At 31.5% G+C, this 15173-nt stretch carries 15 protein-coding genes and 1 tRNA gene; 1 reads left to right on the top strand and 15 read right to left on the bottom strand.

What is annotated here, in order from left to right; all coding sequences use genetic code 11:
* The 11 genes from mreD to KDK92_RS13315 all read right to left on the bottom strand — a co-directional run bounded on the left by mreD (position 1) and on the right by KDK92_RS13315 (position 9208).
* Complete coding sequence (gene mreD / locus KDK92_RS13365; RefSeq protein ID WP_250859808.1) at positions 1–492, bottom strand: rod shape-determining protein MreD; 492 nt, start codon at positions 490–492, stop codon at positions 1–3.
* Positions 493–504: 12 nt separating this feature from the next.
* Positions 505–1353 carry a rod shape-determining protein MreC gene (gene mreC / locus KDK92_RS13360; RefSeq protein ID WP_250859807.1) on the bottom strand — a complete coding sequence of 283 codons (849 nt, stop codon included), beginning with the start codon at positions 1351–1353 and terminating at the stop codon, positions 505–507.
* Positions 1353–2405 (bottom strand): rod shape-determining protein, encoded by a 1053-nt coding sequence (locus tag KDK92_RS13355; RefSeq protein ID WP_250859806.1) that lies wholly within the window; start codon positions 2403–2405, stop codon positions 1353–1355. The genes mreC and KDK92_RS13355 overlap by 1 nt, the downstream gene beginning before the upstream one ends.
* A gap of 178 nt (positions 2406–2583) precedes the next feature.
* A complete protein-coding gene (gene radC, locus KDK92_RS13350; RefSeq protein ID WP_250859805.1) occupies positions 2584–3267 on the bottom strand; it encodes a RadC family protein in 684 nt (227 codons plus the stop codon).
* A gap of 67 nt (positions 3268–3334) precedes the next feature.
* Entirely contained in the window at positions 3335–3898 is a 564-nt protein-coding gene (locus KDK92_RS13345) for a Maf-like protein (RefSeq protein ID WP_250859804.1), read from the bottom strand.
* A 99-nt stretch (positions 3899–3997) separates the two neighbouring features.
* Positions 3998–4261, bottom strand: coding sequence for a DUF4321 domain-containing protein (locus KDK92_RS13340; protein ID WP_250859803.1), 264 nt, complete (start codon positions 4259–4261; stop codon positions 3998–4000).
* 85 nt (positions 4262–4346) lie between these two features.
* Entirely contained in the window at positions 4347–5048 is a 702-nt protein-coding gene (locus tag KDK92_RS13335; RefSeq protein WP_250859802.1) for an SPOR domain-containing protein, read from the bottom strand.
* A gap of 124 nt (positions 5049–5172) precedes the next feature.
* A complete protein-coding gene (locus KDK92_RS13330) occupies positions 5173–5811 on the bottom strand; it encodes a C40 family peptidase (protein ID WP_250859801.1) in 639 nt (212 codons plus the stop codon).
* A gap of 129 nt (positions 5812–5940) precedes the next feature.
* Complete coding sequence (locus KDK92_RS13325) at positions 5941–6453, bottom strand: GNAT family N-acetyltransferase (RefSeq protein ID WP_250859800.1); 513 nt, start codon at positions 6451–6453, stop codon at positions 5941–5943.
* A 206-nt stretch (positions 6454–6659) separates the two neighbouring features.
* Positions 6660–7220 (bottom strand): hypothetical protein, encoded by a 561-nt coding sequence (locus KDK92_RS13320; protein ID WP_250859799.1) that lies wholly within the window; start codon positions 7218–7220, stop codon positions 6660–6662.
* Positions 7221–7429: 209 nt separating this feature from the next.
* Positions 7430–9208: a methyl-accepting chemotaxis protein gene (locus tag KDK92_RS13315; protein ID WP_250859798.1), complete on the bottom strand. Its 1779-nt coding sequence runs from the start codon at positions 9206–9208 to the stop codon at positions 7430–7432.
* Between the two features lie 447 nt (positions 9209–9655).
* On the opposite strand from KDK92_RS13315, the gene KDK92_RS13310 reads away from it, so the two are divergent.
* On the top strand, positions 9656–10900 hold the full coding sequence (locus tag KDK92_RS13310) for an NAD(P)-dependent oxidoreductase (protein WP_250859797.1): 1245 nt from the start codon (positions 9656–9658) through the stop codon (positions 10898–10900).
* Positions 10901–11093: 193 nt separating this feature from the next.
* On the opposite strand, the gene KDK92_RS13305 is transcribed toward KDK92_RS13310, so the two are convergent.
* From KDK92_RS13305 to polA, 4 genes are all read right to left on the bottom strand, one after another.
* Positions 11094–11180: transfer RNA gene (locus KDK92_RS13305), tRNA-Leu, on the bottom strand.
* Positions 11181–11299: 119 nt separating this feature from the next.
* A complete protein-coding gene (locus KDK92_RS13300; RefSeq protein WP_250859796.1) occupies positions 11300–11845 on the bottom strand; it encodes a lytic transglycosylase domain-containing protein in 546 nt (181 codons plus the stop codon).
* Entirely contained in the window at positions 11832–12452 is a 621-nt protein-coding gene (coaE, locus tag KDK92_RS13295) for a dephospho-CoA kinase (protein ID WP_250859795.1), read from the bottom strand. The genes KDK92_RS13300 and coaE overlap by 14 nt, the downstream gene beginning before the upstream one ends.
* Positions 12453–12472: 20 nt before the next feature.
* Positions 12473–15085 carry a DNA polymerase I gene (gene polA / locus KDK92_RS13290; RefSeq protein WP_250859794.1) on the bottom strand — a complete coding sequence of 871 codons (2613 nt, stop codon included), beginning with the start codon at positions 15083–15085 and terminating at the stop codon, positions 12473–12475.
* Between the last annotated feature and the right edge of the window lie 88 nt (positions 15086–15173).

Raw genomic sequence — 15173 nt, 5'->3', positions numbered from 1 at the left:
CTAAAATCGCCAATTATTCTTGATTAATTCCAAATTATAAAATTTAAATATTATCTTTTCAAGAATCACAGCAAGGAAAAAATTATAAGCAGATATACATATTACATCTCTTAAAAAAAGACTATTACCATATATCTTTGAAACTCCAATAAGAATAAATCCTTTAATTAATGAAGCACACAACACCATAATTATTGGCACTAAGAGTTTGCTTTTAATAAAGTTTTTCCCTACATATGCCACACTTAAACATAGCAATATATTTATAAGTGCATTCACTCCTATAACGTCTATAAAAAATATGTCCTGAAGCAATCCAGAGACACATCCTATAAAAATAACCTCATTTAAGTCTGCATAAAAAGAAAATGAAATACAAAATATAAATAACATACTTGGATAAGCACCACTAATGCCAATAAAAGGCATTAGTGTGTTATCTCCTACAAGTAAAAGTATGCTTATAAAAAATAACATCAAGTATTTTTTCATAAACTCAACACCTTATTCATCGTACTCTCGAATTTTTTTAGGTACAATAATATACAATTTATCAATCTTATTTATCTCTACAGAGGGCTCAATAATACCGTATTTAACTACTTTACTTTTCTCCTCATATACTTCAATAACTTTTCCAATTTTAATACCCTTTGGATACACATCTCCAACACCTGAAGTATACACTGTATCTCCTTTTTTTAGATTAGAATCTAATGTTGGAACTTCCACCTTAGCAAGTACCTTATTGTCATAATCCTTATATCCCTTAACAATTCCGTTAACTTCCTCAGTTTCATCTATATATCCAGCTACAGCAATGTTCTCATTAGCGAGGGTTTGTATTCTTGCCCAGTTTGTTCCCACAGCGGTCACCTGTCCAACTAATCCATTTGGAGAGATTGCTACCATACGCTTCTCTATCCCATCTATTGACCCTCTATTAATTACAAATCCTTCGAAGTAACTATTTCCACTCACACCAATGATTTCACAACCGATGTATTCATATTCATCATGTGTATCTTTATAATTTAGCATCTTTTTCAGATCCTCATAATCCTTCTTTATTACATCAAGTTCATTAATCTTCATCTGTAAATCTGCTATTTCCTCATTAAGTTGTTCATTTTCATCTTTAAGTTTAGTAAATTTTTTCATAGTTTCTATACCTTCACTTATACCATTAGATAATTTAAAAACAACACACTGAATCCCATTAATAGGAACTGCCATTCCATCTTCAATAAAAGTAACCTTTTCTCTATTAGAAGTCAACGATATCAACAACACGAATGAAAGACACAACACTAATACAATGAACACATTTTTATATCTTTTGAACTTCTTCATTATCTTCTTTTACCAAAACTCGCGTATTCTATGGCTTTTCCTGCCCCTATTGCTACACAATCCAGTGCATTCTCTGCAATATTAACAGGCATTCTTGTCTCATGTGTTATTAGTTCTGCCATACCCTTAATATAAGCTCCTCCTCCAGCTAGAGTGATACCTTTTTCCATAATATCAGCAGCTAATTCAGGCGGTGTTTTTTCAAGTGTATTCTTAATGGCTTCAATGATATTCATAACCGGCTCATGTAATGCTTCTCTCACTTCTTCTCTTCTTATCTCAATATTTTTAGGTAATCCAGATAAAAGATCCCTACCTTTTATTTCCATAGTATCTACAACATCTTCTCCGTGTACAACATGACCGTCAACTATACTATCTTTAACTCTTTCAAAGTCGAAAACACTACCTAATGTAACTTTAATATTCTCTGCAGTTCTCTCACCTATCATAAGGTTATATTTTCTCTTTATATAAGAAATTATTGATTTATCAAGTTCATCTCCCGCTATTCTTAAAGATTGGCTTGTAACAATTCCATCCAAAGATATAACAGCAACCTCTGTTGTCCCTCCACCAATATCAACGATCATATTACCCATCGCTTCATTAACTGGAAGTCCAGCTCCAATTGCTGCTGCCATAGGTTCTTCAAGTAGTTCAACTCCTCTTGCTCCAGCTCTTCTAGTTGCTTCATCTATTGCTCTTCTTTCAACCGTAGTTACTCCTGAAGGAAAACAAACAACTATTCTAGGGCTCGTGAATGCACTTCTTGAACAAACCTTGCTTATAAAATACTTTAACATTTTTTCTGTTATATCAAAATCAGCTATTACTCCATCCTTCATAGGTCTTATTGCAACTATGTGCCCAGGAGTTCTACCTATCATTTTTTTTGCTTCATCCCCTACAGCTAATACCTCACCTGTCTTTGTGTTAACAGCAACAACTGAAGGCTCTCTTAATACAATCCCTTTTCCCTTTAAATAAACAAGAGTATTCGCTGTTCCTAGGTCAATTCCCATATCTTTTGTTACTCCGAACAATCCCATACTTTTTCTCCTTTCTTCTATGGCACATTCAGATAAATAACTAGTCAGTATGCTAGTCTATTTTGCATAATACTTCTTCCTTAGAACCCACTAATAGCGCAACTATCAATGGAACCTAACTCATCGTCTGATGCAAAATATCCGTCGCATCTTTGACTTATTATTTATCCTCATGTACCTATATAAATCCTTTTTCTTTCATACTTGTAAATTTTCTATCACCAATAATTATATGATCTATAAGATCTATCCCTAATAATTTACCACATTCCTTTAACCTTATGGTTACATTTATGTCATTTTTGCTAGGTTTTGGGTCTCCTGATGGATGATTGTGAATTAAAATTATTGAATCCCCACTGTTTTTAATTGCTAGATTAAAAACCTCTCTAGGATGTATCAATGCACTGTTATTTGTTCCCATAGAAATATTTCTAGCAGTAACTATTTCTTTCTTAGTATTTAATACCAGTAATTTCAATATTTCCTTTGAATACACTCTCATTTCTTCCATAAAATTCTCAACTATATCTTTTGGCTCAGTAATTTTTATTTTTTCCTTACTTTTATAACTCCTATACCTTTTACACAGCTCTGATAGGGCTATAAGTTGTGATGCTTTTGCAATACCAATACCTTGTATTTCTGTGAGTTCTTTGGATGAAGCACTAAAAACATTATTAAGTCCTCCAAATTCTTTTAAAACTCTACTAGATAATTGCAAAACATTTTCTTTTTTACTCCCACTGCCTAGTAAAATAGCCAATAGTTCAGAATTTCCTAGAGATTCAACACCATAAATGATCATCTTTTCCCTTGGTCTTTCATTACAAGGAATATCTTTTAATTTTAATTGTTTCATAACAAACCTCCAAATAAGCTTTATACTTATAGTTGAAGTTTTGTCATTTAATCCAATTTTAAACGTATTATATAATAGATTTAAGCATTTTGTATAGTTTGTTAAGCGGTAGCCCTACTACACTATAGTAGTCTCCTTCTATCTTTTGTACAAAAACACCAGCCTTACCTTGTATACCATAGGCGCCTGCTTTGTCCATTGGATCTCCACTTTTTACATATTCTAAAATTTCTTCTCTATTAATATCTGAGAATTCAACTTTTGTTACACAAAAATCTTTCAATATTTCACCTTTTTCCTTATGTATAACTGCAATACCTGAATAGACCTCATGACTCTTACCACTGAGTTTCTCAAGCATTTCTACCGCTTCCTTCTCGCTTCTAGGCTTACCTAGAACTTCATTGTCTAATGTAACAATTGTGTCGCACCCTATGATTACACCTTCATTACATTTTTCTGCTACATCATTAGCTTTCCCTAATGCCAATTCCATAACATATTCATGTGGGTTTCCATTGAACGGTATAATATCCTCATTGAAATCACTTACTTTTATCTCAAAATCATCTACAATTCTTTTGAGAAGCTCCTGTCTACGCTCTGATGCTGAGGCTAAAATAACCTTCATATCTTCACTCCAATCGACCTAAGTCATATTCAAATAAATAACTAATCATAGGTTTATGGTGCGTATCTTTGATTTGTTATTTCTTCTCATATGCCTAAATTAATAATTCCTGTAAACAACTACCCCTAGTATCATACCTATTACCGTCATTATATTACAGTAGATACTAACTCCGAATGTTATTTTTAATACTTTTACATCAAAAACTAAAGGTGTTGTTAGTCCTAGGTTATATGAATAATCCTTAAGAAAGTTTAATGAATCAAACTTACTCCCCAGCATATCCCCTACCAAGGTACCTGCAACACCCCCAAGTAAAACTAAAAATATTAAAAACAAAATATTTTTACTTCTACTACTCATAATACTCCCCCATTGTTTATGTATTTTATTTATAGTTTATCATCAAAAATTAACTTAAACAAGAAGAAATATTCCAATATATAAATCATTTATTTTTTTTATATTCTTTGTAAAATTTTTTTAAAATTTCTTCACTTTCATTAATAGAAATTTCATTTGGTAATGATAGTGCATTTTTAGCTGATAACCCACTTTCTAGTAACTCATTATATTTTTGATTTTTTACCCAGTTCTTATACGATTCCGTTGAAGCTATATCCATATTTCTATTTATCATCTTCCATATAAGTTTTAATGCACCTAATTCTATTTCATATTTTATTTCTTCATCAACACTTTTAATTTCAGTGGTTATTTCAAATTTTGATACATCAAATCCATTCTCTTCAAGAACTTTTATCAAAACATCTGAAAGTTCCTCTGTAAATATTCCAAAAATAACTCTGTAATATTCAAAATCTTCAACTATAAAAGGTATCCCAAATTCCTTTAATTCATTATAAAGTTCCTTAGCATATTCTTCATTTTTAAATACCCCACATTGAATACCATATAGAGTTTTTGTTGTTAATATTTCTTCTACTTGTTCCTCTTCCTTGTAATTATGATCTTCAATATTTGTAGTATTGATAACTTCATAAGCGTTATCAATATTCATATTATTGTTCCTGCTTACTTTATTAAATACCATGTTAAAGAATAAAGCTCCAAGTGAAAATGAACTGATAAAAATAATTACCAATAATATCACTATAATTTTTCCATTACTCTCTATAACTCTTCTCATTTTCTCATCTCCTTGTGTAATATATAAACTAATATATATATACACGTTTGAAGAATTTTTTAGAACAAAAGCACACCTAAATGGTGTGCTTTTTATAAATTATATATTAAATTTTAAATTTTATTTACTGTTGAATTAATCTTCTAGCTCCAGCATAATTTTCTAAGTAATAACCTGATAAAGGAGTCACTGTAACACCCTTTTTTGTTGATGCATGTATGAATTTATTATTACCAACATAAATACCAACATGTCCATATTGCATGTATGTATTAAAGAATACAACGTCCCCTGGTAATAAATCTTCTCTTGAAACTGCTTTTCCATACTTAACTTGATCACCAGTATATGAAGGAATGTATATACCTATCATCTTGTATACATAAGATGTATATCCTGAACAATCAAATGAGTAAGGCCCTTTGGCACCCCAAACATATGGTCTTCCTAGGTAACTATATGCATAATCAATTAGCGTGCCTACATCTCCAGACAATAATTGTCTGTCATTGTACACACTTACAGTAGCTTGTCCGCTTGCTCTTCTACTTCTTGCTTCCTGTTCCACTCTCTCTCGAGCAGCTTTTCCTCTATCTGGAACCTTCATGTCTCCCTTTACTTGAAAGCTCGTAGATATCTTGCTTTGATTCTCTTTTGAATCTGGAATTGGATCCGCATTAGCTGTAGTCATGTTAACTTTCATAAGCATCATAAGACTTATAAAACATACCAGTCTAGATGACTTGCTTCTGAATAAATTCATATAAACCCTCCTAAAACTTAAATATGTTATATGGTGTTATAATAAAAATGCGCAATTAATTGCGCTATAAGATTGTATACATATAATTATAGTTTTTTATGGAGAGATTGTCAAGATTACCAATACACCTCAGCACTTTTTAACCATTATATCTCCATCAATTTTTTCATTATTGATAGTAAAATAATTATGTATAGTTCTCACATGTATAAAACCAATTTTATTCCATCTCTCGTTATTTTCCTCAGTTGCAATAAATACACCTACATAACATTCATCTATGTGCAACTCATCATCTAATATTTTGATAATACCATCAATTAACTCTTTAAAATCTTGTTCTTTTATAACTTCATTATCCATAAGAACATCTGTCAACCATAGTTCATTCTTATCTTCATTATTTAGATGACCCTTAACCATCCCAACAGTTTTATCTTCTATGGATATCTTTAAAAAAAATTCTTGATTACTTATAACATATCCTAGAAAACTATCATAAAACTCTTCTCTATTAAGAATTCTTGATTCATGTTGATTAAGGAACTGCTGATAATTGTACCATTTATGCATATATTCTAAATCCTCTTTACCAACGCTAGTAATATGATAGTTACCTAGTTTACCATAGATACTTAACATAATTTCACCTCGTATATCTATATATTCTACAAAACTTAAAATTTTCCTTGTAAAATTAAAAGTTTTACAAGGTGTTTTAGTGGAGAATTTTCCATAATCCCCCACTTCCCACAATATCTTTATAAAATATATTTTCAAAGAATCTAGTGCTACATGTTGTAATTAAATATGCTGTAAGATATTATATTTGATTACGCTGTGTTGCACTAATCATCATCTTTCATATAAAGCATGGTTAATCTTATAATCTTCCTAATAATCCTTCTTACTTCATAATAAGGCATTCCTGTTCTCATAAGAGCCTTAAATATTCCTGGATTGTATCTCTGTATTTTCATGAGTATCAATCTAACATCATTATAATCATAATCTTCTTTATACTTATCTCTGTCATCATCTTCATCATCATATCCTGAAAAATCATACCCACCTTGCACTGACAAACCACCACTAGGTAGATTTAAGTTAGATGGTAAACCTGGTAATGGATAACCACCTGGTAATGGATAACCACCTATATTAAAGTATGGGTTAGCAAGCCCATAAGCTCCACCCGTATATGCTATACCAGGCAACACACCTGTAGATGTTCCTACTCCCCCGCCTAAACCAAATCCACCATATCCTGCTCCCGTTCCTGTTGGTCCTCCACCAATTGTTCTGAATCTCATCTCATCAACTGCAATACTGGGTTGTAAAGATACCATATTATAAATATTATTATTCATCTCAACTGGTGGAGAGTCGTTACCGAATCTATTGTTCATTTACCTAAACCTCCAATATCTCGCATGTTTTCTTTAATTAATAATTATGAACAATAAACCCATTATATGTGTTATCTATGCAACTTTTTTTTACAAAATTATAATCTTTTATCTATTTAGCTCTTTGACACTTTAATTTTCCTATTTACACAAATTTTCTTATTAAGGCCCATTAAACAAAAATAAACTATACTTATTCTTTCATGTTCCTAGATACCGAACTTTTTAACAAGTAGATCCAATGTCAATACAATCTTATCTAGTTTTTCAACTGTAGCATTTATGTTATCCATTGTATTCGCTTGTTCTTCCATAGATGAAGATACTTCCTCAGTAGCAGCTGCTGATTCTTCTGTAACGGCAGCTATACCTTGAATTGAATTTACAACCGAATTTTTTCCTGAATCAACTTTATCCATACTTATTATAAGCTTCTCTGTTTGATTCGTCATACTATTTATTGATTGTTCTATTGTTTTAAATGCAGTATATGCATCTTTCATTGATTCGTTAGAGTTTTTCAGTAGTACATTTCCTTTATCCATATTTTCTTTAGAAACACTTATTTCATTCTGTATCTGAGAAATCATGTTTTTTATTTCCTCAGTTGAATGAGCCGTTTGCTCCGATAGTTTTCTTATCTCATCAGCAACAACTGCGAATCCTCTCCCTGATTCTCCCGCTCTAGCAGCTTCTATAGCCGCGTTTAATGCTAATAAATTTGTTTGCTCTGCAATTGTTTGTATGGTGTTTACTATTTCATCAATTGACTTAGACCTTTCTGCCAATTGCATTATATTATATGCCGTTTGAGAAGAAGCCTCATTATTTTTTTCTAAGCTACTGCCTAATGCATCTATAGCCTCAATTCCACTTTCATTAGCAACTATAGTTTTATTTGAATAGTTTTTCAATAATTCAGCATTCTGTATTGCATTGTTTATTTCCATTTCCAAATGCGCTAATTCTTCAGCACTACGTTGAGAATCATCAGCTTGAGACACAGCTCCCTTAGCCATCTCTTCTGAAGTTTTAGCTACTGCATCAATTGATGCCACTGTCTCATTTACTGATATTAATAAACTTTCAGTATTTTCCTTTACAAAATTAGAATTCTTTTGTATTTCTCCTATTATGTCTCTCAATTCACCTCTCAAGTTCATAACAGCTTTTCCAATAATCCCTGTTTCGTCTTTGTATTTAAGTATTTCATTGAATTGATCATCAGATTTCAGATCTAACTTACTTGTTTTATCAACCAAATCAGTTATAAATAATATTGGCTTACTAATTTTTTTGCCACTAAATATAGCTAATACTAAAGAAACCATTATAGCAATCCCGATAAATATCACAACAACTTTTACACTATCTCTAAAGTTATCTTCAGCTATTTTTCTATTATTAGTTACAATCATTTCTATATCATCTACATAATTACCTGTACCCACAATCCAATCAAAAGGCTCAAAGTAACTAGAGTACGCTCTTTTACGCAATGCCTCAGTTTGTCCTTTTTTGGGATACCAATAATCTGTATATCCACCATCACCTTTCATCCCATTTTGAATTATTTCTCTTATGATGTATTTCCCATTTACATCCTGCAATTCAAGTCTATTTTTCCCTTCTGCATCCTTATTGGCTGCATGCACCACATTTCTCCCTTTACTATCATCTATCCAAAAATATCCTTCTTCACCGTAACCAGCATTCCTAGCCATATGAGCCGCAAGTTCTTTTGCTTCTTCAAAACTAATTTCTCCATTTTCATACTTTTTATAAGATGCTTCAATAATACTTATTATTGTTTGAACTTCATTTTTAATACTTTGATCATAATCTTGTAATAATACATTTTCTAAAACCTGAATATTCTTGTCTGAATCCACCTTACTCCTAAATGTTCCATAACCTCCAATTAACACACCTATACCTATAGTCATAGCTATTATTAAAATAGTTATTTTACCACCTATAGTTTTCATCTTACCCCTCCTGTTAAGTTAAATTTCTTATCCTATTAAATTCGATATTAAAATTCATTTTTCTACCCTATTATATATATCGAATGCGACTAGTTTTTTCTTTACATATTATTTCGTTAAATTTATTTAATATTTTTTTCCATATATATGCAAATTATTATTTTTCACATTTATTTATACAACTGTAATAAAGATTTAACCACAAAACTAGCACTAACTAAAATCATATAAAATACTTTTTATTGTTGAATTTAATAAATATTTATATATTTGAGAAAAATACATAAAGATAAATAAGTTTTAAATTAAGAAAGGCGCGTTTCACGCACTTCGTTAGGGAAAAATGTAACCCATTAATATAATCAACATTACATACAATAAATCCTTTAGGAATTTTTTTCAATTTCCTAAAGATAGAAAATTTAGATACACGGAAGGTGAGACAATATGGGAAAACACATTATAGAAGAAGCTAAAAGATGTTTACAATGCAAAAATCCACGCTGTGTAAAAGGGTGCCCTATAGCAACTCCAATACCCGAGATGATTAAGCTTCTTTTAGAGGGTAATATTTCTGAGGCGGGAGAAAAACTTTTTAAAAATAATCCATTATCTGTTGTATGTTCATTGGTATGTCCACATGAACATCAATGTGAAGGCAATTGTATATTAAGCTTAAAATCATCACCTGTACAGATAAGTTCTATCGAAAATTATATTTCTGAGTATAGATTAAGCATTGCAGATCTTGCTCCTGAGAAAAAACTTACAGGCAAAGTTGGTATAATCGGTTCAGGTCCTTCCGGCATTACCATAGCCTTCATATTAGCCTTAAAAGGCTATGATGTAACTATTTTTGAAGCTCATGATAAAATTGGAGGAGTTCTTCAGTATGGAATTCCTGAATTTAGATTACCAAAAAGAATATTAGAAACTTTAAAACAACAACTACTTGCCCTTGGAGTTAAAATAAGACCCAATACACTAGTAGGTCCTGTTATAACAATTGATAATATGTTCAGAGATGGTTATGATTCTATATTTATAGGCACCGGAGTTTGGAAACCTAAAAAGTTAGATATTAAAGGTGAAACTCTTGGAAATGTTCATTATGCCATAGACTACCTAAAAGGACCATCTGCCTACAATCTTGGAGATAGTGTATGTGTTGTAGGCGCAGGAAACGTTGCCATGGATGTTGGTAGAACAGCTCTTAGAAATGGCGCTAAAACCGTTTCAATATTATACAGAAAAGGTATAGAAGATATGTCTGCTAGAGAATACGAAATTGAATATGCTAAAATAGACGGTGTTCAATTTGAAACATTTAAAACCCCTGTAGAATTCTCCCCTGAAGGAGTTATATATATTGATACAAAAAAAATTAAAAAGAATGGAGAAGTGAAATTCGTCACTGGAGATACTAAAAAACTATTCCCTTGCAATTCCATAATTATTGCCATTAGCCAAGGTCCTAAAGCAAATATTGTCTCCACCTCAAAAGGAATAAAAGTTAACACTCTTGGTCTTGTTATTACTGATGATTGTGGAAGAACAACAAGAGAAGGAATCTTTGCCTCTGGTGATGTTGTTACCGGAGCACGTACTGTAGTTGAAGCTGTTCACTACTCAAAAAAAGTTGCTAACGCAATGGACGAATACATGCAAAAAAAACATAGTGGAGAGCTTTAAAGAAATGGAGAATTGATACTGTAAAATGATGGAGGTTCTGCTCGGCAGAAACTACCTTTTATTTGTCTTAGGGACTTCTTTCTTTTCATTTTTATTAAGACCTTCTAAAGTGTTTGAATTATAAGACGCTTTCATATAACGGTTTATTTATAATAATAAAAAAACTCACTGAAATTTCAGTGAGTTTTTTGTTTGGTGCAGATGATGGGACTTGAACCCATACGAACATAAGTCCACTACCCCCTCAAGGTAGCGCGTCTGCCAATTCCGCCACACCTGCATGTATATTTTGGCTACTTCTATATTTTATCAAATTTTATGTTTTTGTCAATCGTATTTTAATATTTTACATAAAATTCTTTTTTAGGTATCTTAAATAAGTACCGGATAAAAAATTCTTTAAGAGCCATAAATATACTTATACATTTTGTAGGAGAACATTACACGCTTAAGATATATATCTGTTTCTTTGAAGGGAATGAAAATCAACTTATTATCTCTTGAAAATTCATCATTACACAACCATTTGGCAACATTTCCTCTTCCTGCATTATATGCTGCTACAGCTTTTTCCGTATCATGAAATTCTTCCATCAAGTTTGAAATATACCAACATCCCATCCTTATATTCAGCTTGGCATCATATAATTGATTTGCATTTGAATATCCAAATTTCTTCACACTCTCTATCCATTCAGCTGTTGAAGGCATTATCTGCATAAGTCCCTTTGCCCCTCTAATAGACTCTGCCTTTTCATCAAAATTACTTTCATTTTTTATCATTGAATATACAATATATTCATCCATTTCATATTCCTTTGAAAATGTTTCTACATGCTCTTGAAACTTTATGGGATAATATATTGATAATATTTTTTTGTGAAAAACAACTATCGTAATTAAAGCAACAAACAATAATAATAAAATAACTTTACCTTTTTTCACTCTCTTCCTTCCCCATTTCTTCAATAACTCTCAATACTTTTTTTACCTGTTGGAGCGTATCTTGCACAGCTCCTCTATTATCAATTATAAAATCACTAAGCTCTTTCTTCTTATCAAGAGACATTTGAGAATCAATTCTAGAGATAACCTCCTCAATAGAACTCTTATCTCTCCCCATTACTCTTTCTATCTGTGTTTCTCTATCCACCCATACAGTTATGTTATAATCCATTTCTTCGTTAAGTTTCTGCTCCATCAAAGTTGGTGCATCCAAAACAATGATTTTTTCTCTATTTTTTTCTAATGCGTCAATTCGCTCTCTTATTTCTTTTATGATATAGGGAATAATTATATTCTCAAAAGACTTCTTCTTCTCAGTATTTTGAAAAATTATGTTTCCAAGCATTTTTCTGTTAAGATTTCCATCCTGCACAAATACATTTTCTCCAAATTCATTTCTAATTCTCTCATTTATCTCAGGGTATATACCTAGAACCTCTCTTGAGATTTTATCCGCATCCACAACTTTTATTCCAATTTCCTTTAAGAAATTGGAAATGGTACTCTTACCACTTCCAATCCCTCCAGTCAGTCCAATTTTAAGCATTTTAGAACTCACCTCTTACTTTATTTTGCTTCGTACCATGATGCCCCTTCATTTATATCAATAACCATAGGAACTTTAAATTCTATATCCTTTTCTACATGTGCTCTCATTTCATTTTGAAGAATATTAATAATTTCCTCTTCTTCTCCTTTAACAACATTAAGCAACAATTCATCGTGAACCTGTAATATTACTTTAGATTTTAAATTTTTCTCTTTTAAAGTTCTCCAAACATTAACCATAGCCATCTTAATTATATCAGCTGCACTTCCTTGAATTGGTGTATTCATGGCAAGTCTCTCCCCGAATGCAATCATCATTTTCTTTGATGAAGCAAGTTCTGGAATAAATCTTCTTCTATTTAACATAGTTCTAACTTCGCCACTCTTCTTTGCCTCTTCTATAATTCCATCTAGATAATCCTTAACTTTAGGATATCTATTAAGATATGCATCTATATATGTTTTAGCTTCTTTTCTAGTAATATTAAGATCCTTAGCTAAACTAAAATCTCCAATACCATATACAATTCCAAAGTTTACAGCCTTTGCATTACTTCTCATTATTGATGTTACCTCATCCATAGGAACTCCAAACACCTCTGAAGCAGTTCTTCTATGAATATCCTCTTCACTCTTGAAAGAATCTATAAGAGTCTCATCATCTGAAATATGTGCAAGCACTCTAAGCTCTATCTGAGAATAGTCAGCTGATAGTATTATACTGTTTTCCTCTGGAATAAATACTTTTCTTATTTCTCTCCCCATTTCATACTTAACAGGTATATTCTGAAGATTAGGCTCAGTACTTGATAACCTTCCAGTAGTTGTTACCGTCTGATTAAATGAAGTGTGTATTTTATTATCCTCATCTACAACACTCTGTAACCCGTCAACATAAGTGGAGTTAAGTTTTGTTATCTGTCTATAGAATAATATCTTATCTATAACAGGATGTTTATCCTGAAGTTTCTCAAGAACCTCAGCATTAGTTGAGTATCCTGTCTTTGTTTTCTTAATTATTGGTAAATCCAGTTTTTCAAATAATATCTTACCTAATTGTTTTGGTGATTTTATGTTAAATTCCTCTCCACAAAGATCATATATTTCACTTTCTGTTTTCGTGATCTCTTTATTGAATTTCTCTCCAAGACTTTTTAAGATATCACTATCCACTCTGAATCCTTCATACTCCATATCTGAAATAACCTTTGTAAGTGGTATTTCGATTTCATAAAGTAATTTATGAATGTCCAACTCGTCACACTTATCTTTCAATAAAGTGTACATTTGCGGAATATAGTGTATAAGCTCAACAGCTTTATTCTCTTCATTGATTCCTCTATGCAAATGTCCTTCAATCAGACTTTCAAGAGAATATCCTTTCTTTCCTGGATCCATAAGATATGCTGCTATCTCACAATCAAATGAGAAAATAAACTCCTCTATACCAAGCTTTCTCAATGCAGTATACAAATGCTTAACTTCATGTCCAACAACATTTAATTCATTAGAAAATATTTTTCTCAATTCTTGAATTGCTACTTCTCTATAATCCTCAAAAATCCTTTTAATATCCACATGATAAATTGTCGCTCCATTGCTCACATGGAATTCAACTAGTTGAAGCTCTGTAAACTTATTAACATTCTCAACTCTATGTAGAACATATATTGTATCATCTTTCTCTAATGATGATGTTATATTTTTCAATCCCTCTATTGTATCAACCTCTATAACATCTTCATCTATATTCTCACTCTCAACTGGCTCCTCACCAATCTTACTAATAAGACTCTTGAACTGGAATTTATAGAACATCTCTCTTAATTTAGATACATCTCTATTCTGCTCATAATCCATTTCATCCATTGTAAATCCTATAGGTACTTCTGTGTTTATTGTAGCCAATTTTTTACTAAAGATTGCCTGTTCTGCATAATTAGTAAGATTCTCATTTAGCTTCTTTCCTTTTACCTTATCAAGGTTCTCCAAAACTTTTTCTACAGTATGATATTCTTTTATAAGTTTCAGGGCAGTTTTCTCTCCTACACCAGGAACCCCAGGTATATTATCTGATTTATCTCCCATCAATCCTTTTACATCAATAAATTCTGTAGGGGTTACACCCATCTCTTCAATTATTCTCTCTCTATCATAAACCTCAACCTGTGTCATCCCTTTTTTGTTTATTACAACTTTTATGTTATCACTTGCAAGTTGAAGAGCATCCTTATCACCTGTTACTATGAATACTTCTTTTCCTTCACTTTCAGCTTTTCTAGCAATTGTACCAATTATATCATCTGCTTCGAAACCATCAATTTCAAACTTGCCTGCTCCAAAATTCTGAAGTAACTCTTTTATGTAAGGAATCTGTTCCGCTAACTCCGGCGGCATTTTCTTTCTTCCTGCTTTATATTCTTTATATTCTACATGTCTAAAAGTAGGTGCTTTTCTATCAAACGTAGCTGCTATGTATTTAGGATCGAAGTCCTCTGCAATTTTAAATAGCATAGTAGATATTCCGTATATTGCATTTGTAGTTAACCCTTCTGAATTTGTTAAAGGTGGTAAACCGTAAAATGCCCTGTACATAAGACTATTACAGTCCAGTATTACTATTTTTCCCATTAAATTTTCTCCTTTTATAAACGTTATATATATTATATCATAAATTATAATAAAAAAAGCACGCTCAACGTGCCTTTAAAACCAAATG

It is taken from the genome of Oceanirhabdus seepicola (assembly GCF_023684385.1).
Classification (GTDB): Bacteria; Bacillota; Clostridia; order Clostridiales; family Clostridiaceae; genus Oceanirhabdus; species Oceanirhabdus seepicola.
The sequence above is the reverse complement of the archived record's forward strand: the minus strand, read 5'-3'. Positions and strand labels throughout refer to the sequence as shown.

Bases quoted from the DNA above. Each gene is read 5' to 3' on its own strand.
- mreD (WP_250859808.1), bottom strand. From the start codon at position 492: ATGAAAAAATACTTGATGTTATTTTTTATAAGCATACTTTTACTTGTA.
- mreC (WP_250859807.1), bottom strand. From the start codon at position 1,353: ATGAAGAAGTTCAAAAGATATAAAAATGTGTTCATTGTATTAGTGTTG.
- KDK92_RS13355 (WP_250859806.1), bottom strand. From the start codon at position 2,405: ATGGGATTGTTCGGAGTAACAAAAGATATGGGAATTGACCTAGGAACA.
- radC (WP_250859805.1), bottom strand. From the start codon at position 3,267: ATGAAACAATTAAAATTAAAAGATATTCCTTGTAATGAAAGACCAAGG.
- KDK92_RS13345 (WP_250859804.1), bottom strand. From the start codon at position 3,898: ATGAAGGTTATTTTAGCCTCAGCATCAGAGCGTAGACAGGAGCTTCTC.
- KDK92_RS13340 (WP_250859803.1), bottom strand. From the start codon at position 4,261: ATGAGTAGTAGAAGTAAAAATATTTTGTTTTTAATATTTTTAGTTTTA.
- KDK92_RS13335 (WP_250859802.1), bottom strand. From the start codon at position 5,048: ATGAGAAGAGTTATAGAGAGTAATGGAAAAATTATAGTGATATTATTG.
- KDK92_RS13330 (WP_250859801.1), bottom strand. From the start codon at position 5,811: ATGAATTTATTCAGAAGCAAGTCATCTAGACTGGTATGTTTTATAAGT.
- KDK92_RS13325 (WP_250859800.1), bottom strand. From the start codon at position 6,453: ATGTTAAGTATCTATGGTAAACTAGGTAACTATCATATTACTAGCGTT.
- KDK92_RS13320 (WP_250859799.1), bottom strand. From the start codon at position 7,220: ATGAACAATAGATTCGGTAACGACTCTCCACCAGTTGAGATGAATAAT.
- KDK92_RS13315 (WP_250859798.1), bottom strand. From the start codon at position 9,208: ATGAAAACTATAGGTGGTAAAATAACTATTTTAATAATAGCTATGACT.
- KDK92_RS13310 (WP_250859797.1), top strand. From the start codon at position 9,656: ATGGGAAAACACATTATAGAAGAAGCTAAAAGATGTTTACAATGCAAA.
- coaE (WP_250859795.1), bottom strand. From the start codon at position 12,452: ATGCTTAAAATTGGACTGACTGGAGGGATTGGAAGTGGTAAGAGTACC.
- polA (WP_250859794.1), bottom strand. From the start codon at position 15,085: ATGGGAAAAATAGTAATACTGGACTGTAATAGTCTTATGTACAGGGCA.